General features: G+C 41.1%; 24 protein-coding genes and 2 pseudogenes. 7 read left to right on the top strand and 19 right to left on the bottom strand.

The features are described from left to right. Positions 1-11: 11 nt before the first annotated feature. The 4 genes and pseudogenes from rsmH to CJ483_RS20290 form a co-directional block, all read right to left on the bottom strand. Positions 12-949 (bottom strand): annotated as a pseudogene (rsmH, locus tag CJ483_RS20305) (16S rRNA (cytosine(1402)-N(4))-methyltransferase RsmH). A 22-nt stretch (positions 950-971) separates the two neighbouring features. Next, positions 972-1,403, bottom strand: a complete 432-nt coding sequence (mraZ, locus tag CJ483_RS20300; protein WP_120037084.1) for a division/cell wall cluster transcriptional repressor MraZ — start codon at positions 1,401-1,403, stop codon at positions 972-974. 479 nt (positions 1,404-1,882) lie between these two features. Next, on the bottom strand, positions 1,883-3,514 hold the full coding sequence (gene bshC / locus CJ483_RS20295; protein ID WP_120037082.1) for a bacillithiol biosynthesis cysteine-adding enzyme BshC: 1,632 nt from the start codon (positions 3,512-3,514) through the stop codon (positions 1,883-1,885). Between the two features lie 76 nt (positions 3,515-3,590). Next, on the bottom strand, positions 3,591-4,487 hold the full coding sequence (locus CJ483_RS20290; protein WP_120037080.1) for a 2-dehydropantoate 2-reductase: 897 nt from the start codon (positions 4,485-4,487) through the stop codon (positions 3,591-3,593). A 172-nt stretch (positions 4,488-4,659) separates the two neighbouring features. Between CJ483_RS20290 and CJ483_RS20285 the strand changes: the two genes are divergently transcribed. Next, entirely contained in the window at positions 4,660-5,118 is a 459-nt protein-coding gene (locus CJ483_RS20285; RefSeq protein WP_120037078.1) for a GNAT family N-acetyltransferase, read from the top strand. Positions 5,119-5,181: 63 nt separating this feature from the next. Here CJ483_RS20285 and CJ483_RS20280 read toward each other — a convergent pair whose 3' ends face one another. From CJ483_RS20280 to CJ483_RS20270, 3 genes are all read right to left on the bottom strand, one after another. Then, positions 5,182-5,940 carry an enoyl-CoA hydratase/isomerase family protein gene (locus tag CJ483_RS20280; protein WP_120037076.1) on the bottom strand — a complete coding sequence of 253 codons (759 nt, stop codon included), beginning with the start codon at positions 5,938-5,940 and terminating at the stop codon, positions 5,182-5,184. Positions 5,941-6,061: 121 nt separating this feature from the next. Then, complete coding sequence (rpmF, locus tag CJ483_RS20275; RefSeq protein WP_041099796.1) at positions 6,062-6,235, bottom strand: 50S ribosomal protein L32; 174 nt, start codon at positions 6,233-6,235, stop codon at positions 6,062-6,064. A gap of 59 nt (positions 6,236-6,294) precedes the next feature. Next, complete coding sequence (locus tag CJ483_RS20270) at positions 6,295-6,825, bottom strand: YceD family protein (RefSeq protein ID WP_340854792.1); 531 nt, start codon at positions 6,823-6,825, stop codon at positions 6,295-6,297. A 475-nt stretch (positions 6,826-7,300) separates the two neighbouring features. Between CJ483_RS20270 and CJ483_RS20265 the strand changes: the two genes are divergently transcribed. Beyond that, the gene (locus CJ483_RS20265; protein ID WP_120037072.1) at positions 7,301-8,512 is read left to right on the top strand and encodes a nucleotidyltransferase; all 1,212 of its coding nucleotides are present in this window, start codon (positions 7,301-7,303) and stop codon (positions 8,510-8,512) included. 47 nt (positions 8,513-8,559) lie between these two features. Here CJ483_RS20265 and CJ483_RS20260 read toward each other — a convergent pair. Then, a pseudogene (locus CJ483_RS20260) lies at positions 8,560-9,611 on the bottom strand (SepM family pheromone-processing serine protease). Further along, positions 9,601-10,395 (bottom strand): patatin-like phospholipase family protein, encoded by a 795-nt coding sequence (locus tag CJ483_RS20255; protein WP_120037070.1) that lies wholly within the window; start codon positions 10,393-10,395, stop codon positions 9,601-9,603. Before CJ483_RS20255 ends, CJ483_RS20260 begins: the two are co-directional and overlap by 11 nt. A 199-nt stretch (positions 10,396-10,594) precedes the next feature. Between CJ483_RS20255 and ylbJ the strand changes: the two genes are divergently transcribed. Beyond that, positions 10,595-11,800 (top strand): sporulation integral membrane protein YlbJ, encoded by a 1,206-nt coding sequence (gene ylbJ, locus CJ483_RS20250; protein ID WP_120037068.1) that lies wholly within the window; start codon positions 10,595-10,597, stop codon positions 11,798-11,800. A gap of 68 nt (positions 11,801-11,868) precedes the next feature. On the opposite strand, the gene coaD is transcribed toward ylbJ, so the two are convergent. The 3 genes from coaD to CJ483_RS20235 all read right to left on the bottom strand — a co-directional run bounded on the left by coaD (position 11,869) and on the right by CJ483_RS20235 (position 14,524). Then, positions 11,869-12,354: a pantetheine-phosphate adenylyltransferase gene (gene coaD, locus CJ483_RS20245; RefSeq protein ID WP_120037066.1), complete on the bottom strand. Its 486-nt coding sequence runs from the start codon at positions 12,352-12,354 to the stop codon at positions 11,869-11,871. A 13-nt stretch (positions 12,355-12,367) separates the two neighbouring features. Next, positions 12,368-12,925 carry a 16S rRNA (guanine(966)-N(2))-methyltransferase RsmD gene (gene rsmD / locus CJ483_RS20240; RefSeq protein WP_120037064.1) on the bottom strand — a complete coding sequence of 186 codons (558 nt, stop codon included), beginning with the start codon at positions 12,923-12,925 and terminating at the stop codon, positions 12,368-12,370. Between the two features lie 285 nt (positions 12,926-13,210). After that, positions 13,211-14,524, bottom strand: a complete 1,314-nt coding sequence (locus tag CJ483_RS20235; RefSeq protein ID WP_120037062.1) for a stalk domain-containing protein — start codon at positions 14,522-14,524, stop codon at positions 13,211-13,213. 295 nt (positions 14,525-14,819) lie between these two features. Here CJ483_RS20235 and CJ483_RS20230 point away from each other — a divergent pair, with 295 nt between their 5' ends. Both CJ483_RS20230 and CJ483_RS20225 read left to right on the top strand, forming a co-directional pair. Then, on the top strand, positions 14,820-15,395 hold the full coding sequence (locus tag CJ483_RS20230; protein WP_120037060.1) for a hypothetical protein: 576 nt from the start codon (positions 14,820-14,822) through the stop codon (positions 15,393-15,395). A 233-nt stretch (positions 15,396-15,628) separates the two neighbouring features. Next, complete coding sequence (locus CJ483_RS20225; RefSeq protein ID WP_120037058.1) at positions 15,629-16,012, top strand: DUF7147 family protein; 384 nt, start codon at positions 15,629-15,631, stop codon at positions 16,010-16,012. A gap of 38 nt (positions 16,013-16,050) precedes the next feature. Here CJ483_RS20225 and CJ483_RS20220 read toward each other — a convergent pair whose 3' ends face one another. The 5 genes from CJ483_RS20220 to ylbD all read right to left on the bottom strand — a co-directional run bounded on the left by CJ483_RS20220 (position 16,051) and on the right by ylbD (position 18,094). Further along, positions 16,051-16,326 (bottom strand): YlbG family protein, encoded by a 276-nt coding sequence (locus tag CJ483_RS20220; protein WP_120037056.1) that lies wholly within the window; start codon positions 16,324-16,326, stop codon positions 16,051-16,053. 122 nt (positions 16,327-16,448) lie between these two features. After that, the gene (locus CJ483_RS20215; protein WP_120037054.1) at positions 16,449-16,898 is read right to left on the bottom strand and encodes a YlbF/YmcA family competence regulator; all 450 of its coding nucleotides are present in this window, start codon (positions 16,896-16,898) and stop codon (positions 16,449-16,451) included. A gap of 52 nt (positions 16,899-16,950) precedes the next feature. Continuing rightward, positions 16,951-17,346: a hypothetical protein gene (locus CJ483_RS20210; protein ID WP_120037052.1), complete on the bottom strand. Its 396-nt coding sequence runs from the start codon at positions 17,344-17,346 to the stop codon at positions 16,951-16,953. Positions 17,347-17,390: 44 nt separating this feature from the next. Next, positions 17,391-17,729: a YlbE-like family protein gene (locus tag CJ483_RS20205; protein ID WP_120037050.1), complete on the bottom strand. Its 339-nt coding sequence runs from the start codon at positions 17,727-17,729 to the stop codon at positions 17,391-17,393. 35 nt (positions 17,730-17,764) lie between these two features. Beyond that, complete coding sequence (ylbD, locus tag CJ483_RS20200) at positions 17,765-18,094, bottom strand: spore coat protein YlbD (RefSeq protein ID WP_120037048.1); 330 nt, start codon at positions 18,092-18,094, stop codon at positions 17,765-17,767. A 213-nt stretch (positions 18,095-18,307) separates the two neighbouring features. Between ylbD and CJ483_RS20195 the strand changes: the two genes are divergently transcribed. Continuing rightward, on the top strand, positions 18,308-18,790 hold the full coding sequence (locus CJ483_RS20195) for a PaaI family thioesterase (protein ID WP_120037046.1): 483 nt from the start codon (positions 18,308-18,310) through the stop codon (positions 18,788-18,790). Positions 18,791-18,829: 39 nt separating this feature from the next. Here CJ483_RS20195 and CJ483_RS20190 read toward each other — a convergent pair whose 3' ends face one another. Beyond that, a complete protein-coding gene (locus tag CJ483_RS20190; RefSeq protein ID WP_259455731.1) occupies positions 18,830-19,861 on the bottom strand; it encodes a CAP domain-containing protein in 1,032 nt (343 codons plus the stop codon). Positions 19,862-20,167: 306 nt separating this feature from the next. Here CJ483_RS20190 and CJ483_RS20185 point away from each other — a divergent pair, with 306 nt between their 5' ends. Continuing rightward, complete coding sequence (locus CJ483_RS20185; protein ID WP_120037044.1) at positions 20,168-20,527, top strand: YugN family protein; 360 nt, start codon at positions 20,168-20,170, stop codon at positions 20,525-20,527. A gap of 45 nt (positions 20,528-20,572) precedes the next feature. Here the strand turns inward: CJ483_RS20185 and CJ483_RS20180 are convergent, their stop codons facing one another. After that, the gene (locus tag CJ483_RS20180; protein WP_182917118.1) at positions 20,573-21,034 is read right to left on the bottom strand and encodes a DUF420 domain-containing protein; all 462 of its coding nucleotides are present in this window, start codon (positions 21,032-21,034) and stop codon (positions 20,573-20,575) included. Positions 21,035-21,107 lie beyond the last annotated feature (73 nt).

Below are 21,107 nucleotides of genomic sequence, written 5' to 3'. Positions count from 1 at the left end.
TTCACCCCTGTTTATTTTATTTTTTCAGCAATACGCAGCTTCGCGGACCGGGCTCGATTGTTATCTTCTAATTCCTCTTCTGTCGGCAAGATCGGCTTGCGTGTAATGAGTTTTAACTCAGGTTCATACTCTTCTGGTATCATTGGCAATCCAGGTGGTAAATCTGGCCCTTGGCTTGCTTCTTTGAAAATAGATTTGCAAATGCGATCTTCAAGTGAATGAAAAGTAATGACACTAATCCTTCCCTTGGGACGTAATAATCCGATAGCTGTTTTTAAAGACTCTTCAAACACGCGCAATTCATCGTTTACTGCAATGCGAATTGCCTGGAAAACACGCTTAGCCGGATGCCCCCTTTTCTGCGGGCGGGAGCTGGGATTCCTTCCTTAATCAATTCCACCAATTCTCCAGTTGTCTCAATAGGTTTTGTCTCCCTGGCTGCTTCAATCTTACGAGCAATTTGTTTAGAGAATTTCTCTTCCCCATATTGGAAAAAAATTCTCACCAGGTCGGCATACTCCCAATGGTTCACTACCTCATAAGCGCTAAGACCGCCAGTCAAATCCATTCTCATGTCAAGCGGCGCATCGTGGTGGTAGCTAAAACCTCTTTCCGGTGTATCAAGCTGAGGGGAAGAAACACCGAGGTCATATAAAATACCGTCTACTTTATCAACCTGTAATCGCGCAAGTTCTTCCTTTATATACTTAAAATTACTCTTGATAAAGGTTACCTTGTCCCCGAACCGGTCCAGTCTTTTTGCAGCATGACGAATCGCCGTTTCATCCTGGTCAAAGGCGTACAGCTTCCCTTGATCTCCAAGCAGCGACAGCAAATACTCGCTGTGGCCTGCACCACCCAGCGTGCAATCGACATAAACTCCATCTGGTCGAATGTTCAGCCCTTCTACTGTTTCTTTCAACAGTACCGTTGTATGTTCGAAATTCATCTGTCACCATTCCATTCAAATTCTAAATATCGAAGTCAATCATTTTTTCGGCTATTTCAGAGAATGACTCTTCCGATTTCATAAAGTAGTCTTCCCATATTGGCTTGCTCCAAATCTCAATGCGGTTGGATATTCCAAGAATCACGCATTCTTTTTCAAGCCGGGCATAGTTAGAGAGTGTCGATGGAATGTTGACTCTGCCCTGTTTGTCAAGTTCGCAATCATTGGCCCCTGAGAAGAAAAAACGCATAAAAGCACGAGCATCCTTCTTTGTTAATGGCAGAGCTTTCAATTTTTCTTCCAGCGCTTGCCATTCCTCTAATGGATAACCAAACAAACACTGGTCAAGCCCTCGCGTAAGCACGAAATTTTCGCCTAAACGCTCACGCCATTTAACAGGTATGATCAAACGGCCTTTCGCATCAATATGATGATGGTATTCACCCATGAACATACCTATTCCCTCCACTTCCAATCCTAACTGTACCACATCCCCCACTTATCTCCACTATTTTTCATTTCTCCAGAAGTGAAGAATTCCCTTCTTCGCTTCAGCCATTTTCGTTCGATACTTTCTCCTGAGAAAAGCTTTATTTCTACATAGTCATTTAAGGATGGGGAACATGGAGGAAAAATTTCTGCACCACTAAACATATGCTTTCAAAAACGACATAGTTTTTATGAAAATTGAAGGATTTTCCCGGGCAATAAAAAAACAGCTGCCTTCTAAGGCAGCTGTTCTAAAATGTAAACATAGTCTATCCTGCACATTCTCAGCCTTTGACTCTCAAAGTGCACAGTTTGACAGGGAGCGAAATGACTAGAAAGTTCACGTGCCCTACAATCAGACGAGCAACAAAGAAAGCACACGTTTGTCGACAGTCTAAAATGAGTCTACTCTATTTTTGAAATAGCTCATTTGGCTCAAAGCGTTCATATCTTTACTAAATAGTGATCACCAGTAAACGTAAAATCAAGTGCCATTAGTTCATCAATAAACTCCAAGCCATATTTATTTAAATACTCGTATACATTCCGTATACGTTCTTGGGGAGAATCGAGTGGTCTAAGGGCATTTTGTAATTTGTCATACTTGTTCAACACAATAGCGTGTCGTCTTTGAATCATTTCATCTGTTTTGCGAGTCAAAAAAGCAAGCTGATTTAAATGAAAGTCACGATTCTTTAAAACAATAGGCACTGTTTCTTTATGAAGATGACGGGCGCGATTTTCAATCTCAGCATATTGGTCCATCAAAGATTGTTGAACACCAGCGATCAACTCATGAAAGTGATCATCTCTGACAGAATTCCAAAATTTCTCTTTTTGTTCCTTCGCTCCCTTTTGAACGACTGAAGGGAGTGAGAGCTGAAGCTCTTCTAAATTCCGGACGATTCCTCTTTCTATGAGAGTCATATTTAAGCGTGCTTCAATCGGCGGCATCTTCATGTGAAGCTGTTCAAACGCCCCTTTAAGTTCTGCCCAGTAAGCAATTTCCCCAGGACCTGCAATAAAGGCAAGCGTTGGAAACAGCCATTCCTGCATAAGAGGGCGGGTAACGACATTGTTGCTGAATTTTTCTGGTTCCTCTTCAAGAAGAGCGAGCAGCTCCGCCTTCGTATATTGGGTATCACCATTTTTACTGAAAAAAATCTGTGTCTGCGGATCATATTCCAACAGAACCCTCTCTTCATTTTCATAAAGAAATAAATTAGCAGCAGAATCAGCTAACTCAATCAATGGATTAAAGTCCTGATCAGATATAATTTTTTGTCCATCGCGAACGGCTCTAGTGACCTCCTCTACCTGTTCAATTAATTGTTTGAAAAAAGGCCTTTCTAATTCCCGCAATGGTTTATAAGCGGAATCGATAAGCAATAGCCCGTAGCGGTTAAACAGAGAATGGATCAGCCGGCTGAAAAAACCGGTCACTGTCTCCGCTTTTTCAGCTTCTTCACGAACATGCTCCAATAGATCTTTCGTATGATCAGTTTCTCCAAACATAGAGAAAATTTTTTGGACCCAGCTGTTCATCTGTTGCTTATCATATTGAATATCTGAAACCATTCTTTTCCCGATGACTCGCTCAGGGTAAGACATTTTTTCCATAGAGAATTCACTTTCAACATACACGTGGTTAACCTCGAGAAAATCGTGGTCTTCCCCGGCAATCCAGAAGACTGGGACGACAGGAATATTTAATTCTTTTTCCTTTTCCTGGGCCAATTTTATAATTGAAATGACCTTATGAACAGTGTAAAGAGGGCCTGTTAAAAGACCAGCCTGCTGGCCTCCAATTACAACAGCGGAACGTTCATCTTTTAATTTCTCTAGCGAAACCCTCACTTCTTCCGAAAAGGAAAAAGGCTTCATATACGTCTCAATGCATGCGGCAAGGGACGCCCTTCTATAAGTGCGTGCCTGCAAATCTACGGCTCTTTCTTTATAAGCATTTCTTCTATCTGATAAGTTATAATGAAAAAAGTCCGTTACCGGTGCTTCCTGTTTTAAGTAGAGGGAGGCAAACCGGTTGATTGCAGGAACGGAAAGTGATTCCAACTCCATATATGTACTTCCTTTCTTCGCGCATTTTACTTGTTTGAGTATATCATTTCTCCGAAAAAAGAAACAACGTTGCGCTTCACTCTTTCTTCCCGTAAGCTATTCCCTTAATCATATGGTATAAAGCCGCTGATACCGGAAGAGCGATTTCCTTTTCTTCTGCCTGTGAGAGGACATAGCCTAGGATGGCATCAACTTCGGTAGGGCGCTTAGACTCGATATCCTTCAACATAGATGAATGGTTTGCAGCAGTCGTTCGGCATATGTGCATAATTTCATCCCAAGCCCCTTCGTTAAGCTTCTTGCCAAACACAGCAGTGAATTCCTGGTAAACCGTTTCAGCCATTTTTAAATAGTGAGGATTGCTTATGAGCTCCCCGTTCGGCACTCTTAAAATAGCTGTTAGCGGATTGATTACCGTATTAGCCGCCAATTTTCCGAGCAGCATAGTCTCATAATCTTCCCACCACTGAAAAGGAAAACTGATTTTAGCCTGCTCTGTCATGACCTTAACCGCTTGTTGATCACCCCGGAATACGGCTATATTTGTTTTTCCTCTCCCACGAACATTAATGCGCACAAGATCAGATTTGAGGATGCCATGCTCAACAGCAGCCACGTATATTTGCTTCTGAGGAAGGCTTTTAATCATTTCTATATGGCTCATCCCATTTTGCAAGAATACGAGCGCAGGATATGGACCTGTTTTTTCTAACAGCGGCAGGATGGCCGGTAGCGTGTATTGCTTTACTGCGACAACTAGACAGTCTAATCCACATTCAGGAAGCTCATCAATAGAGGCCCCTTGAACAAAGTGAACAGATGCAGTTCCCCTCTCTTCTATGATAATCCCCTGTTGATTAACCTTATCCGCCTGCTCTTTCGTTCGCGTAAAAAGAGTAACAGGAAACCACTCGGCCAAGCTTGCTGCAAAGAACATCCCGACCGCTCCACCGCCGACTACTCCAATTTTCACCTCATTTTTGCCCCTTTCACAAGAAATGAACCATTATTTAAGTAAATCCCCAAAATTGAAAGCGTTCCCAGAGGGGGTATTCATTTCTGTCTGTTTCTATTATATAATGAATGTAACTATAAGCTTAATAAAATTCTATACTTTCTATATAGACAGAGGAGGAGTAAGAAATATGGCAATAACAGTTGAGAACCTTAAAATGAATTTTAAGACCATGGACGAATTTAAAAGCTTCAAAGAGTATGGGCTAGAGGAACTTTCCATGCTTGAAGAGTTCCAAATATATATGGTTGAAGACAATGCCACCTCTCCGTTTTACGGTATTTACTATGGTGACAAGCTCGTTGCCCGGATGTGTCTTTATGTAAAGAAAGATGGCTCCGCCTTGTTTGAAAACGGGCCTGAACAATACTTGGAAATCTGGAAGCTAGAAGTCCTTCCTCAATATCAGCATAAAGGGCTTGGTTTAAAGCTTGTAGAGTTCGCCAAGTCATTCAGCCTGCCTATTCTAACAAAACCAAAAGTGAAGTCACATTCTTTTTGGGAAAAAATGGACTTTGCTCCTCTTTCGGAAAACAGCTCACGGCTAATTTGGAATCCCGCTGCTACAACAAGCCAAAAAATCAGCTGATTAGCTTTTGCTATATACCTGCCGCATGTTTAGCTCTATAAAATGCGGCAGGTTTCTTTTTTCTTACCTTTTTCTATTCAAAAACACATCCACAGCCTGATGGTGCTCTTCTCTTTCCCAAAGGACAGCACATTGCCGTACCTCCTGCATCATCCGTTCATATAAACCACTCGCTTGCCATTTGCGGATTTGAATCTGCTTATATGCCGATAAGACTTCACTTTGCATAGATCGTTCTTCTTCTAAAAAACGTTCTGCCACCGTGATGTCTACTTCGTCAACTACTTGGCTAATCATCCCAATATGGTCAAGCTGCTCCGCACGGTAAATAGATGCCTCGGTTAGCAGCTTTAATGCATGTGCGGCATCGATTCGTTCAAAGAGAAGAGTCCCGCCTCCCCAGCCGGTCGTTATCGCCAGACTGCCCTGGATAAACCCTAACTTAGCCCCTATCTTTGCTATACGAAAATCGCATGCTGTAGCAATTTCACAGCCTCCGCCTACCGCTGTGCCATTAATTAATGCAATCGTTGGCTTCGGAAGCACAGCCAGGTTATATAAGATCTCTCCCATCCTCGACAGCATTTCATGTGCTTCTTCCTCTGTGCGTAATGCGTGAAATACAGACAGATCGCCACCTGAACAAAAGGCCTGTTCTCCCTCCCCCGTAATGACGAGTGCTCGAACATCTGCTAATTTAGCACGTTCGATCGCTTCTTCCAATCCTTCCATCACCTTAAAATTAACAGCATTTCTTTTATCAGGACGCGTTATTTTAAAGACCAATATCCCGCTAGGTAGCTGCTCGATCAGATACTCCATTGTCCCCCTCCTTTTCTTCTTATTGTAGCTTTTCCCGACTCCTGTCTTCAATATAAAAAACGCGAAGAGCCATGGTCTCTTCGCGTTTTTCACAAATAGGATCGCCAGGTAGGCGAATCAATTATTTGCTTACTACTTCTTTTCCTTTATATGTTCCACAATTTTTGCATACACGGTGAGCAAGTTTCATTTCACCGCAATTTGGGCATGCTGTCATACCAGGTACTTGCAATTTAAAGTGTGTACGGCGTTTATTTTTTTTCGTAGTAGATGTTCTTCTAAAAGGTACTGCCATTATTTCCACCTCCTTAAAAGAAAATGTAAGTATGTGAAGCCAGAATTAGCTGGTACTTCTCAATTTTTATCCGATTTAAAAAAGTCTGCCAGCCCTGCTAATCGCGGATCCACTTTAGTTTCTTTTTCTGAAGCTTGCTCTTCGCTTTGGAATTCCCACCCTTTTCCGGCAGAAATCGTGTGTTCATCTGCTTCATCGCTAATCACCTGCATCGGCACTTCGAGAAGAATTGCCTCCTCTAGAACCGGATTCAAGTCAACAACATCGCCTTCTACTAAATGAACATCTTCGTTTTCCTCATATTCACTGAACGAAGAAGCTTTTAAAATAAATGTCTCCAACAAAGAGAATTCAAATGGATACTCCACATCAACAAGTGTACGCGAACACGGCAGGATCATCTTTCCTTTTACATCTAATTGAAAAGTTACTTTGTCTGATCCAATATCCGCTCGTCCCGTCACATGAACTGGAGGCAAATGTCTAATCTCCGTATTCCGGGCTTCTAAATGGCTCATATCTACCATTTCGTCAATCTGCAAGCCTGTATCACGAGATTTTTGTAATTGAATAATTGACCATTTCATCATCGTTATCACCTCAAGGCAACAAAAGTAATTATAGCTTTCACAAAAACGTTTGTCAATATATTTTCTTGACATTAAAGAAAAGCGAAAGGTGCTCGTTCTGTGCGATAGCAGATTGGAGCTCTCGACGAGGAGTTGCCTTTTCAAACTCTGACAGAGCGAGCGAAATCTCCGTACGCACAAGCACCTGCAGCTGGACACGAAAAGCGGAAGCGGCTGTTTAGACTCGGCAGACATAAGGCGGACCGCCAAAGTGATGCTTTTTGCCACACCGGCGTGACGGCTTATGACCGAGAGTCTAGCCGCTACAGCTGGACACGAGAAAAGTGAAAGGTGCTCGCTCTGTGCAACAGCAGATTGGAAAAACACCTCTTCCCTTAATAGCTAAGAAAGAAAACTTAATAACAATACATATTGACATTCGCCTTGTACTAACTAACAATAATACTAACACTAACCATAACAAAGGAACATTCTAATGAAAACAGTTGGCATTGTCGTTGAATATAACCCTTTTCATAACGGACATTTATATCATGCTCAAAAAGCGCGTGAATCAGCCCAGGCAGATGTAGTGGTTGCAGTCATGAGCGGGCATTTCCTGCAACGAGGTGAACCAGCTCTCGTCAATAAATGGACCAGGACACGAATGGCTCTGCAAAACGGTGTAGATATCGTGGTCGAATTACCCTATGTTTTTTCGGTTCAAAAAGCGGAATATTTCGCTAAAGGAGCCATTTCGATTCTCCATGAACTGTTTTGTGATTCATTTTGCTTTGGTAGTGAAAATGGGCAGCTTGCTCCTTTTGTAGAGACAATCCATCGAATGGAAGAGTCTGCTGAGCAGCTTAATCCGCTCGTTCGTAAATACATGAATGAGGGTTTTAGCTTCCCCAAGGCGCAGACATTGGCAAGAGAGTCCTTCTTTGGCCAGCAGCTGCCGCTCGACTTATCGAAGCCTAACAACATTCTGGGGTTTCATTATGTGCGGGCAAACAAAATCCTTTCGCAGCCAATGGAGCCGCTTACCATTAAACGCCAGCAAGCCGATTTTCACGAGGCTACATTGGGGAACCAGTCCATTGCGAGCGCCACTGGCATTCGCAAGGCTATTGCTGAACAGCAAGGCCAGCTTCAGACGATTAAACCGTATGTTCCCGCCACTACATTTGATGAATTACATCGCTATTTAAACACCTATAGCCATTTTCATGAGTGGAACATGTACTGGCCGCTCCTTCAGTATCGTCTGTTATCCAGCTCCACAGAAGAACTAGCACAAATATATGATGTCTCAGAAGGAATTGAATATCGTTTAAAAGAGACAGCTCGCCAAGCGACTAATTTTACTGAATTTATGCAGGCGGTTAAAACAAAACGGTATACCTGGACACGAATACAGCGTGCCCTTGTCCACATTTTATTGCATGTCTCAAAAGAAGAAATGGCAACAGCTATGGAGGCAGTACGATATGTTCGTCTGCTCGGAATGAACAAACAGGGACGCACCTATCTGAGCAAAATAAAAAAGAGTATGTCTCTTCCGCTAATTACTAAGCCAGCTGCCTTCAAAGAAATGCTTGCTCTTGACTTAAAAGCAACCGAAATTTATGCATTAGGCTTGTCCTCCTGCTCTTCTCATTCCCTTCTTCACAGCGAATTTAACGAACATCCAGTAATTTTGCCTTAAGCTTATAAAAAGTTCCTTAAAGACCTTTCTTTAAGGAACTTTTCATTTTATGTTTCTGTAAGCAAATAATGTAACGCCTCATCAAATGTATGCACGGGTACGATCTTCATTTTTGTTCCAATATCTTTAGCGGTGCGTAATGCCTCTTTATAGTTAGATACAATGCCAGGCACTTGCTTTTTTAATTCAGGTGAAATTTCATCGTCTGGTGCCAGGAAGATTTCTGCGCCTGCTCGATCGGCCGCAACCACTTTTTGAGCAATCCCTCCGATTCTTCCCACTGTTCCATCGGGTGCAATCGTTCCAGTACCGGCAATTTTTCTGCCTTTAGCTATGTCTTCTTTTACGAGCTGATTGTATATTTCAAGACTGAACATTAAACCAGCAGACGGGCCACCTATAGACTCGGCTTTTAATTTTACTTTTGGAGTGCTGATTAATTTTTTTGATCTGTCAGTCCAATGCCAATCCCTGTTTTCTTATTATTTCCTTCAAACTTTTTGAGTGCAATATCTTTCTCCAACTTTTCCTTATTTCGAATAAATGTAATCGTTACTTTCTCGCCAGGCCGCTTCGTCTGGATATAGTCGGTGAACATCTGAGAAGATTTAAACGCCTTGCCATCTATAGCAATGATACGGTCGCCCGCCTGCAGTACCCCTTCTGCTGGCATCCCCGGAAACACGTTTAACACATACACTCCTTGATAGAGAAAATGATAGGGCTTCTTCGCTGCGTCAAACGCCACAGTAATCGCATTTTGCTGTGAATTGGTCATTAAATATTGCTGGCGGACGTTGTATTCATCATTCGTTTCATGTGGACTGCGCACCTCTTCAACAGGCACGATCTCCTCATAATCACGAAGTGAAGCAATCGCGTAGGAAAGGTAGTTTGCCTCTCCCATTTTAATCGTCGTGAGCATCAAGGTGCCAGGATCTTTTTCCCCTCCAGCTACCTCGACGATTGGTTTTAATTCATGGGCCTCCCCTGGTTTCATCACATAATAAGGTAAATTGATAAAAGACGCTCCAATTAACAAAAGTACCAAAACATAAACAAGCGGCAGCCATTTATTTCTCGTGCGTTTATTTCTCATGCGGCTTCTCCTTCCAGTGTTCCATCTCTGCTATAATTTCCGGTATTCGCCGTTGGGTTTCTTCTTCGCCTGCAGTGATGATCTCATTAATATGAGTAAAAGCTTTCGAGCTATACATATCCACAGGCGGGCGAATCATTACGTGAGAAGCAGTCTGGCGATTGGCTACAATCTCCATTTGCAAAATATCAATGCTCTGCATAATGACATCGAAAATTGTTTGAATTTCAGCGCTCTTTTTTACAGATGATACATCAACCCCAACAATAATATCGGCTCCCATTTCTTTAACAACAGACACGGGTACCCGATCAATAACACCGCCATCCACAAGCAGACGGCCGTTTACTTTTTCCGGGACAAAAATACCGGGAATGGCAATGCTGGCTCGAACAGCATCCGCAACCGGTCCTTTTTTAAAGACGACTTTTTCGGCATTTTTAATGTCAGTTGCTACAATGGCTACCGGAATTTTTAAATCTTCAATATTTTTTCCATGAGTAAACAATCGGATAAAATTTTTTATCTTTTTCCCAGCGATAAAACCCATTTTAGGAATCATAAAATCCAGAAAATATTTTCTGCGAAATGCTGTAGAAAGCTTATGAAGCTGCTCCATATCGTGGCCAGTCCCATATAAAGCGGCCACAAAAGAACCCATGCTGCTACCAGCAATCATATCAATGGGAATGTCGGCTTTCTTAAGTGCCTTTAATACGCCAATGTGAGCAAAGCCTCTCGCCCCTCCTGCTCCCAGAGCCACACCTATTTTCGGACGAGTCAATGTATTCCCCCCGTGTGCAGATTTCTCTTTTAAGCTATGGTCTATTTCTCGATTGTATGAGTATATTGATTAAAAACAGGACAAGTTTCTTTATTATTTCCAGACTCCTATCCATCTGCTCACTAATGCTATTTTACCTGAAACATCAAACGAATCCTAGAATAGAGCCTGGCTTTTGAAGAACAGGAGGTATGAATAGTTGACGTCTACCCAGGTAAAAACCATTCTTTTAGCTATGGGCGTTACGGCTTTTGCTGGTTCATTAATTATCTTTCCCGAAATTTCATTTGAAGCATCCATTCGAGGATTAAATATGTGGTGGGAAATCGTCTTTCCTTCGCTACTTCCCTTTTTCATCGTTTCTGAAATGATGATTGGCCTCGGGGTCGTCAATCTTATCGGTGTTTTGCTGGAGCCGCTTATGCGCCCACTTTTCAGGGTGCCTGGAGCGGGCGGATTTGTATGGGCGATGGCGATGGCTTCGGGCTTTCCATCCGGTGCAAAGTTGGCGGCACGCCTTCGGCAAAACGGCGAACTGTCCCAGCTTGAAGCAGAACGTCTCGTTTGTTTCACCAACTCATCCAATCCTCTTTTCATTTTCGGAGCCGTTTCAGTCGGCTTCTTCTATAATTCTCATTTAGGGCTTCTGCTGGCCGCTGCTCATTATGGGGGAAACTTTTTTGTAGGGCTAACCATGAGATTTTACGGAGCAAAAAACGAGAAAAAAACAGATTCCTCTTCTTCCTTTTCAGTCTCTTCGGCTTTTGCCGCCATGCACAAAGCCCGAAGCCAAGATCAACGACCCATTGGAAAGCTGATGGGGGATGCCGTTCTCTCTTCCATTCATACGTTGCTTATGATCGGCGGATTTATTATTCTTTTTTCCGTACTCAATAAGATTCTTTTTCATATGAATATTACTTCTTTTCTTGCAACAGGAGCAGCTCAACTTCTGTCCTTTCTTCACTTGCCGTCTGAGTTGAGTGTGCCTTTTATCGCTGGCTTATTCGAGATCACCCTCGGCAGCCAAATGATCAGTCAAGTCCAACCTGCTAATCTGATGGAGCAGGTAATTGTTGTTAGCTTCGTTCTCGCCTTCAGTGGCCTTAGTGTCCATGCCCAGGTAGCCAGTATTCTGGCAGATACAGATATACGCTTTCGGCAATTTTTGTTTGCTCGCTTTCTTCATGGCATATATGCAGCCATTTTTGCCTTCCTCTTATGGAAGCCGGTGTATGAGCAATCTTTCAATCCCGAAGTTACTCAGCCTGCTATACCTGTTTTTCTTTATGAAAAAACAATCTGGGAGAAACTGTTGCTTTATTTACAGCAAATTGGGCCGATTTTCACTATTGGGATGCTGATCGCTTATCTATTCTTTTATTATGCCACTGCTAAGAAATAATTAGAAAAACACCCTCTGTTAAGTGAGGGTGTTTTTCCGTCTGAATATATTCAACCGTCTTATAACGTTTATTTACTTTTTCTCTTATCTTTTAAAGCTGCTTCCACAGCTGGCGGCACCAAATCGGAAATATCGGCATTGTATTTCGCCACTTCCTTTACGATGCTGGAGCTAAGAAAGGAATATTGGCTGTTAGTCATCATGAAAAATGTTTCCAGGTTTTCATCGAGTACCCTGTTCATAGAAGTGATTTGCATTTCATATTCAAAATCTGAAACTGCTCGCAGCCCACGCAGGATTGCCTTTGCTTCTCTTTCTTTTGCATAATCTACCAGCAATCCGTTATAGCTATCTACTTCTACGTTTGGCAGATGTTTGGTCACTTCACTAATTAATTCTTTTCGTTCCTCAACAGAGAATAACGGTTTTTTAGATGAATTGCTTAATACAACTACATATACTTTATCAAAGATCTTAGCGCCTCTTTGAATAATATCTAAATGTCCATTCGTGATCGGATCAAAGCTGCCCGGACAAACGGCAATGCTTGCCATTGATACTCCCCCTTTATTCTTTCCCCCATTTAAAAATTGACACGCGGATAATGCCATATGTTTCCATTCTCACCTGTCGCAGTCTGCCGATCTCCTCTGACAAGGTATGGTCAGAACCATGCTCACATACGATAAAACCATTTTGCTCCAGCAGTTCTTGCTCATCAATCCGCTTTAACAAACGTTCTAATTGCTGCTTTGCATAGGGAGGGTCTAAAAAAATACCATCAAAAACAAGACCCCGTTTGACAACTGCCTTCAGTGCCCGTTCTGCATCATTTCTGTACACTTCGCTCTGATCGGAAAAACGGCAAGCAGCTAAATTGGCCTTTACAGTTTGAATCGCTTTCATATCTCTATCAACAAAGATCATTTTCGAAAAGCCCCTGCTCAATGCTTCTATTCCAAGACCGCCGCTACCGGCATAGAGATCAAGGCCGATGCCACTTGAAAAATAAGGGCCGATCATATTAAAGATCGATTCTTTTACTTTATCAGTTGTCGGCCGAGTGCTGTTCCCTGGAACAGCTTTTAACGGCATGCCTTTTTGCGTCCCTGATATGACTCTCATATATATATTCACCATTCACAAAGATTTTCTTTCTCATGTTACCATAACTCATTAGGTGAATCCAGCAGGTTTCTTTGATAATTATCCTGCATATTTTCTAATAAATAACGTTTAAAATCTTCCCAAATGGTTCATACTACTAATAACAACATCACTCGGGATGTTGTCGATCACGGAGAAGACTTATATTCCCCATGAGTTCTTTCTCCAGTTTCTCCTCTCCCTTTGCCTTCTGTCTACTATAGACATAGAAGGGCCCTGCTGAACAGTTCAGCAGGGCATTTTTTATAGATCAAGATCCTGAATATAGATGCTTTGTTTATTTTGTACTTCTACTAAAAATATTTTTTGCAGCCACTTTTGATTAATGTAAAGCCGACCTTCGTATGTTTGCAAGGCATTTTCATATAACCCATACTTCTCTTCGTTTAAGATAAAGCGGTGCTGGCTAGGATAAAAACGGTATGTGTTATACTTTCGTTTAACGAGCAACGATTTTTCACCTGTTAAATTTTTCACCTCGTATCCAAGCGACTGAAGTGTTTCAGTGAGTGGGAAAAACAATTGACCGTTCTGAACAATTGCTTGCATCTCAGTTTCAGACCCATTTACTTCGATTGAGCGGGAATCATAAAAAAATAATGATTGAAGAGGCTTGTTTTCATTTTTATTTTTCACGAAAAAAGCTGTATTAGCTCCTTTCACCTCTGAAAGAATGTTATCCAGCTGCTCAGCTGTAATTGGCTCTTTCGTTAAATCGAAAAGTTGCTTTTTCCACTGGGCCTCCTCCTCCTCTGTCAATTGCTCATTTAACTGATTATACATTCTTCTTATTTTTTCAGAGCCAGTCGGTCGGCCAAGCTTATAAGAAGCAATTAAAAATGCAAGCCACTCCTCGCTTTCTTTAAAATGATAGTTCTGCCCCACTTCGCTCGTGATAAAACTTTCTGCCAGCCGAGAAAGCTGTTGATTGTCCTTTACTATGATCAAGCGGTCGGACAGATAAGAAGGATGTTGACCTGTAAAAATAATGGTGGCCCCATCAACCAATGATTTTCCTATAAGATCAAGCTGCTGATGATCAAGCCCGATTTCAGACTCTCCATAAACAACGAGCTTCTCATTTTTCCATTGTTTTAATGGTTTTAGTTGCCAATACAACGCTCCGGGCTGGCCTTTTCCTTGAAATAGATAATAATCAATCAAGTCTAGCTTCTTCATCTTCGAAGATCCCAAGCCCGAAAACCACATACCTTCTCTCATTTGTTCCTCTGTAAAGTGGATGATTGTATTCTCTGCGTTTGCTTCCTTTAATTTAATCGACCAGTCGGATAATAGAAGGGTCGTTCCAAAGGAAGGGAGCTTCACTGAGTAAGTAATCGAGAACGTTTCTCCTGCTGGAATGATATTGGCACTTTGTCCCCTAAAAGAACATTTTCCTTCCTTTTTGTTATAGGACGCCTTTAAAGCATTAGGCGGCATGATGATAGACAAAGGTTCCTCCGCTTTTAAACGTGTAAATGTATGTTTAACAAACAATCCTGCCTCTTTATGCTCTACATGAATTTCCTGATCTACTCTTGCTTCTTGAGAGGCCATAGACGTTTTTTCATAGCCTATCCATTGAATAAGCAGTACGGTTCCGGAAATAACTATCAAAAAAAGATAAACAACATGGATTTTTTTAGCATATAATTCTCGCCTTCTCTAGTTAATTCAACCCAATTATAAAATAGCAAATTAGTCCTGTAAACAGCCGAAAATCTACAGTTTTATGTACGCAGCACATATTGTAGTCGTTTACTTGTCATTGCATGCAGAAGAAAGAAGGGTTTCTTTATTAGGTTAAAGAAATACATGTAAGACTACTGTATAAATAATGAGGTGACCTAACTTGAAATTTGCTTATACAAACATTAAAAGTGGCAGTGCCACATGTGTACTGGAAATTAATGATCAAAGGCTTGAGTTTTACCCTACTTTTCATTCAGACGCTCTTGGTGATCTGGTTACATATTTAGCCTCTGTTCATCCTTTGTGTAAACTAAGTTGGAAAGAAGGGGCTTTTCATAAAAGGAATGGCGGTATTGAGTGGCAGACCGGCCCTTTTTTATTGCGTTGGGAATTCAAGCGCGATTTTGAAGACTTAGAAATTATAATTACAGAAATTCAAAATCCACTTGTAGATAGAATAAAGAATACAGATTTGCCAAGAGAAGTGTTAAAGGCAAAGTGTAACTTTGATGAGTTTGTTTTTTGTATAGTAAAAGAGTTAGATCGGATAATAAAACAACGGGGAATTTTAGGGTATCGCCAAGAATGGCAAAACGATACATTTCCGCTTGATGGATTTCTGGCTTTGAAACACGCCTGTCTTTACAACAAACCTTTCGAGATTTCTCAAAAAAGAAATGGCACATCATTGGAAGAAGAACTTAACCTATTAATGAAAAATATAAATGAACAATGAATGAAGGAAGCAGCATGCTTTCCGCTTTTCATCAACCTGATTAACTTACCTACAAAATTATCCTTTTCACTTGAGAAACTACTTTCGTTTGGAGTAATCTTTTTTCAAATCGGAATGTTAGATAGCCCAGCATATAAGTTAGTGCGCTCTTTTTGCAACTTGAGCTTCTCTCCCTGTAAAGGTACAATAAGAAGGCTTTCATCAGTCCCTATTACAGAAATGGAGGTTTTAGCTTGGTTCAGCGATTTATCGAACTTGGAGAAGGATATTCAGATGTATATGAGCTTCTTGAAATTGTCCGTAATAATCACCATCGCCTTACACATATGATTGCTTTCCACTCATCAGAGGAAGGTCGCCAGATGACTTCTCTGGCAGTGGTTCTTTCACCAACAGACCCGGGGGATTTCCAGCCTATTTACATATGCCGTGAAGGGATTCCTTACCCGCACAGCACGCCAAACAAGCGCTTTGATCTATTTAAGGAGACGGCTGAATCGTTAAATCGGCCCCTTATAGAAATGGATGTAAAACCTTCCTCTGCTTTTGCAGAGACGGAGCTTTACTTCCAGCACCTGATCGGTATTCTGCGGCTCAACCATCTTCTTGCACGCTAGGCCGATAAAAACAAAAAGCAGGGGAGTCCCCTGCTTTTTTATACGCCGATTTTGTAATCATATTCTTTTGCTTTATCGGGTTTTGAGTTTTCATACTCTGTTTTCAAAAACGGCTTAAAAGATGGCTCCACTTTCTTAACAAACGATAATGAATTCAATCTTTCCGTCACTTCTTCAATTTCATCCTGATTACAATAAACTACCGCGTATTTCATGCGCTTCGATACGTAATGAACATTCCCATATTTTCGCAACGATTTGACTGGCTTTGTATTGTGAAGCCAGACAATGACAGCTTGTCGATCAATAAACATAATATCTCCCTCTGAATCAATGTGATAAAAACGCAAAAGGTTGCTTGGTCGGCACTCGATTGCGAATAGATCATTCCCCTTGCCTAAGAGCAAGTCCGCTTATAGAGATAAACAGCCGGCTATTAAGCGGAGCAGCCGCAGCTTGAGCCAGAACCACAGCCGCCACCACAACTAGAGCCCGATGAGAAAAATGGATTGCCTGTTGGAACTTTAATTCCTTCTGATACAGCCCGGCCAATTACGACGCTAATTTCATCAAGCAAGGCTTGTAATTCATTTTCAGCCACCCGAAAAGCAGCGACATTTTCATCTAAATCCATTTCTCTCTTTGCTTCCCTCACTTCTTTCATGACCCTGCTATAATCCGGATGATAACGTCCAAATCGTTGTACTTCTTCATATTGATCTTTCAGCCGGCTAAACCGATTGATTTTTTCTTTTGTGACAGGGTTTGTATATAAAAGAAAGTAGCATGACTGATAATGTTGAGCTACCTCCGATTTAAGAATCATATGTGCAAGCTCCTCAGCTTGTTCTACAGTTTTAATCTTTTCAATTGTAGCTGTAAGCATTTAGCCCACCTCCATTCCCTATTTTAACATATTATCTGTTAAATAAAACTATTTACGGAATGGATACAGCAAACGATTTTTCATAACCGAGCGGACGGTTCGCTTCATCGGTTAATTTAATCTCTATTTGATGGCTGCCTGAATGCAACCCTTTTACAATAAAAGCAGCAGTATGATAGGTTTGATAATGTTGGCCATTCACGTAAACAGACACCTGCCCCTTCTGTTGTGAATTTGTCCCATTATTTGAGAAAGAAACACCTGGCACAATTAATTCGACAAATACGTTATTCCCTCTTAATAAATGCCTCACAGTCCAAGTTTTCTCAGTTGTCTGGGCCTCTGCTTCTCCTATTGAAGCAGAGGGAGAAATTGCCTCTGGTTCTGGAATATTTGTTCTGCATCCTGACAAGGTAATCATTGCAAAAATGACGATTAACCACTTCATTGCCCACACTCCTTTTCAGGTAGTGTGTGCATATTCGGCGATTTTTATTGCTCGTTTCCGCTCATTTCTCCCGTCTGTTCCGCCGCTTCTTCTGGCTGCGCCGCTGTCTCGGACGCTTCTTCAGGTTGGGGGGCTGCTTGAGGTGCAGGTTGAAAGAATTGCGATTGCATCATATACATTAAAGCCGAAGCCATCTGTATTCCATCGTTTAAACGGCCTAACCGATCAGGGAAGGTCTTTTTGTAAAATTGTAGACTAGCCCTTTCAAATTCCTCTATTTGATAAGGGTTGCGACTTAACAACCGGTACCAGGACGGTTCTTTTCGTAAATAATTGCGCCATTCTTTATTTGTTCTTATTTTTTCCATAATCTCCTGTCTCATCCTATCCCTCCTGTGAACGTATGAGCTCAGCTCATTTATTTTTTCTCTTTCTGCTGTTCTGCTAAATCAGCTAAATAAATTTGTGCCATCTCTAACATTCCTTGTACGTCGGATAAAATATTGCTCCATTTCATCCCTTCAAATAATGACAGCACTTTTGCTAATTTAACTGTCCAGTCCGCTGACTGAAAATTTGTTTCCGATTTATTGCGACTGTCCTCTTCTTCCTTGAAGGTGACAGTTCCTGATAAATGCCACTCCTCAAAAAGCTCCTGTAATGTAAGGCTCCGCTTCCGCACCATCCGCCTTAAATCTGGCCTCTCCTCCATAAACTCTTTGAACTCCTTTACTCGTGGATGTAACAACTATTTCCCCTCCGTATCCCCGCCCAACTGATTTGCTACTAATACATTATGGAACAACCGCCAAAAAGTGAAGAAATGTTTATATTTGCAAAAAGTGATATGATAATAAAAACAGAGTTGGATGCCTTGGATGGCAGGCAGAAGACATACCGGCTGAAGGGTCGTTCTTTAGCCTTTCCGATAGATAAACCGGGGAGAAAGGGAGAAATTTAAATGAAAGAAAAAATCTACTCGTTGATTGAACAAAGTCTGGAACAAGCAACCGAAAAAGATCTAGAGGTATTGGAGCAATTGCTGAAAGGCTATTTGGAGAAAAGAGAAGGAAACGGTACTTACATAGGAAGACTGTTTCAATTAGAGAGAGAAATCGAGGAGAATGAATGTGTCGTCCGGATGCCGATTACTGACTTGTCGAATAATTCTCTCAATATTGTTCATGGAGGTGTGACGGCTACGGTATTAGATTCAGCTATGGGTTCAGCTGCCTACACCGCCACTCCTGAAGGCTATGCAACCGTTACGTCTAACTTAAATATTCATTACATCGCTCCCGGAACAGGCGATGAACTTACTGTAAAAGCTCGCGTGCTGCACAAAGGCTCAAAAACAATCGTTGTAGAGGGAGAAGCTTTGAGAGCAGATGGAAAAAAAGTAGCCCATGCAACGGGTACCTTTTTCCTCTTAAAGAAAAAATAATTAAAAAGCAGCTGTTTGCTAGAACGGCTGCTTTTTTAATTATTTGGCAATAAAATTTTGAGTATAATATTTCTGGTAAACACCTACGCCTAGAGAAGTAAATTCTTTTTGTAGTAAAGCTTCTCGATGCCCTTTGGAATTTAGCCACCCTTCTACAGCAGACGGTCCATCTGTATAATTCGCTGCTATATTTTCGCCAGCGAGCTCATAGTCAATCTTAGCTTCTTTCAGCCGATCCCCCAGATCTCCTGAGGAAGGAGATTCATGAGCAAAATATTGTTTATCATACATTTCTTTACTATGCTGTTTTGCTACTTTAGCTGTTTCTTCATCCCATGACAATCCATTTAAGTTATGCTTCTCTCTAATAATATTGGTAAGATCAAATATTTGCTTTTCACTCCCGTTTTCAATCTGCTGCCATGCAGAGTCAGAGAGCTCCGGATCGGCTGGCAATTCTCCTCTATACACCATCTCATAGGGCCTTTGTTTAATTAAGTAATCCCTCGTTAAGTAACGCACGCTAGACAACGTACCAGAGAATTTATCCATATACAACTGGGCATATATATCTCCAACCTTAACCATTGGTCTCATATTATAATCTTCTTCTGACAACTCAAAACGATAGGTACCAGAATTATTCTCAACCACTATATCCATGCGAAGGTCATACATTTGAAAAAGATCTTTGGCAGGCTGATCCATTTTAAATGGAGAAACGTCCGTGTCGCCAGCGGCATAGGCTGTGACTACTTGATTATTCTCCACACCAAATTGTACATATTGATGATTGCTATTATAAATCCACCATTCATACCCGTAGGCGGAAGGATCTTTGCGAATAGGTTCTCCCATGGCTTTTCTTAATAACGCCGACTCTTTCCCAATATAAAATCCAGCGCCGGATGCTGGCTTTTCCACCGCTCGGACTGGCTTATTTCTATCTTCCAATTCCTTTTGCATATTCATGTCATGTTTTGCAGGATTGGTTGTAGCGGAATTGTGCAGGACTTCATTTTCTTCTCTCGCCTGGTTAAAATAAATTCCGCCTATTAAAATGATAGACATTACCACCAGAATTCTGATGACTGATCGCAGAAGACTCCCCCCTTTTTGTTCCTGTGCAGGCATTATTGCCATATATTACTCACATTATAACACTATGCTCATCTTGTATCACTCACTGCAAATAATTTAAAAAATATTCTGCTATTTTCTATGAAATTGCTCCATTATTTGGTGGAAAAGATTTGTCTGTTTCTCCTCATTTCATTGCAAGAAACACTTTTTTCGACTATTATTATTATTGGAGCGGTAGATTAAAAGCGCGGAAATAGATTAGAGGTACGCTAAGATATTCAGGAGGGATTTTTCATGAAATTTGAAAATACGGGTTTAGAGAATTTACGGATTGATTTTGATCGATTGAACTATATCTGTCGGTCACACAAACTAGTTCTTGCAGGACAATGGGATTACGAACGGGTTACGTTCGACCGCAGGTTTGATCTTAAAGAAGGTACATACTATCTACGTGTTTTTGGATATGCTGTTGAAGGTGATGTTGGTTCCTCGGATGCAACTATCCAATTAATGTCTCCTGTACTTGGTAAATATTATTATCCACACGGTGTAGAATACGGAGAAGATGAAAACTTCCCAGCATCTCTAGTGGAAACATGTGAAAAAATTCTAAGTGATCTTAAAAACGAAGTGGAACAGTTCACTTTTTAATAATCTAAAAAGCGCATGAATCATTTCATGCGCTTTTTCTTTCCTTTAAAACCCAAGAATAGCTTTAATAACTGAAGTTGTTTCTCCACCTTTATAAAATACATACAGCAGCAAATAAACGGCTACGCCAGTTATAGCTGTAAAAAACCAAATAATGCTCGTAATTGGTCCAAGTTTTCTATGTTTTTCTAGATTATTTTTCAGCCCTAAAATAATAGTGATAATTCCTAAGACAGCTCCCACAGTGGCTAATGTGATATGAAAAATTAAAAAGATGGTGTAGTAAATCTTAATATCTTCCGGACCGCCAAAAGCTGTGTTGCCGATAAAAACCGTTCGGCTAGCATAAATAACAAAAAAAACAATAGCGAAAACAGCGGCCAAAAGCATTGTTTTTTTATGCTGCTCGATTTTTCTTTGTTTTATTTGCGCCCATCCAATGGCAACGGTAATTGCGCTTAACACGATAAAGGTTGTGCTAATTGTGGGCAAAATAGGTAGTGACATCTTTATTCCTCTCTCCCATTTGTAATCTTTCAGATAACTATGCAGGAAAAGGAAAGGAAGGTTTCCCTTTCCT

The sequence above is a fragment of the Bacillus sp. PK3_68 genome (genome assembly GCF_003600835.1).
GTDB lineage: Bacteria > Bacillota > Bacilli > Bacillales > Domibacillaceae > Pseudobacillus.
Note: the sequence above shows the minus strand (reverse complement) of the source record. Positions and strands in the feature narration are given on the sequence as shown.

Coding starts and splice junctions, on each gene's coding strand:
- mraZ (WP_120037084.1), bottom strand. CDS start 1,403: ATGTTCATGGGTGAATACCATCATCATATTGATGCGAAAGGCCGTTTG.
- bshC (WP_120037082.1), bottom strand. CDS start 3,514: ATGGAGTTGGAATCACTTTCCGTTCCTGCAATCAACCGGTTTGCCTCC.
- CJ483_RS20285 (WP_120037078.1), top strand. CDS start 4,660: ATGGCAATAACAGTTGAGAACCTTAAAATGAATTTTAAGACCATGGAC.
- CJ483_RS20280 (WP_120037076.1), bottom strand. CDS start 5,940: ATGGAGTATCTGATCGAGCAGCTACCTAGCGGGATATTGGTCTTTAAA.
- rpmF (WP_041099796.1), bottom strand. CDS start 6,235: ATGGCAGTACCTTTTAGAAGAACATCTACTACGAAAAAAAATAAACGC.
- CJ483_RS20270 (WP_340854792.1), bottom strand. CDS start 6,825: ATGATGAAATGGTCAATTATTCAATTACAAAAATCTCGTGATACAGGC.
- CJ483_RS20265 (WP_120037072.1), top strand. CDS start 7,301: ATGAAAACAGTTGGCATTGTCGTTGAATATAACCCTTTTCATAACGGA.
- coaD (WP_120037066.1), bottom strand. CDS start 12,354: ATGGCAAGCATTGCCGTTTGTCCGGGCAGCTTTGATCCGATCACGAAT.
- rsmD (WP_120037064.1), bottom strand. CDS start 12,925: ATGAGAGTCATATCAGGGACGCAAAAAGGCATGCCGTTAAAAGCTGTT.
- CJ483_RS20235 (WP_120037062.1), bottom strand. CDS start 14,524: ATGGCCTCTCAAGAAGCAAGAGTAGATCAGGAAATTCATGTAGAGCAT.
- CJ483_RS20220 (WP_120037056.1), bottom strand. CDS start 16,326: ATGTTTATTGATCGACAAGCTGTCATTGTCTGGCTTCACAATACAAAG.
- CJ483_RS20215 (WP_120037054.1), bottom strand. CDS start 16,898: ATGCTTACAGCTACAATTGAAAAGATTAAAACTGTAGAACAAGCTGAG.
- CJ483_RS20210 (WP_120037052.1), bottom strand. CDS start 17,346: ATGAAGTGGTTAATCGTCATTTTTGCAATGATTACCTTGTCAGGATGC.
- CJ483_RS20205 (WP_120037050.1), bottom strand. CDS start 17,729: ATGAGACAGGAGATTATGGAAAAAATAAGAACAAATAAAGAATGGCGC.
- CJ483_RS20195 (WP_120037046.1), top strand. CDS start 18,308: ATGAAAGAAAAAATCTACTCGTTGATTGAACAAAGTCTGGAACAAGCA.
- CJ483_RS20190 (WP_259455731.1), bottom strand. CDS start 19,861: ATGTCTATCATTTTAATAGGCGGAATTTATTTTAACCAGGCGAGAGAA.
- CJ483_RS20185 (WP_120037044.1), top strand. CDS start 20,168: ATGAAATTTGAAAATACGGGTTTAGAGAATTTACGGATTGATTTTGAT.
- CJ483_RS20180 (WP_182917118.1), bottom strand. CDS start 21,034: ATGTCACTACCTATTTTGCCCACAATTAGCACAACCTTTATCGTGTTA.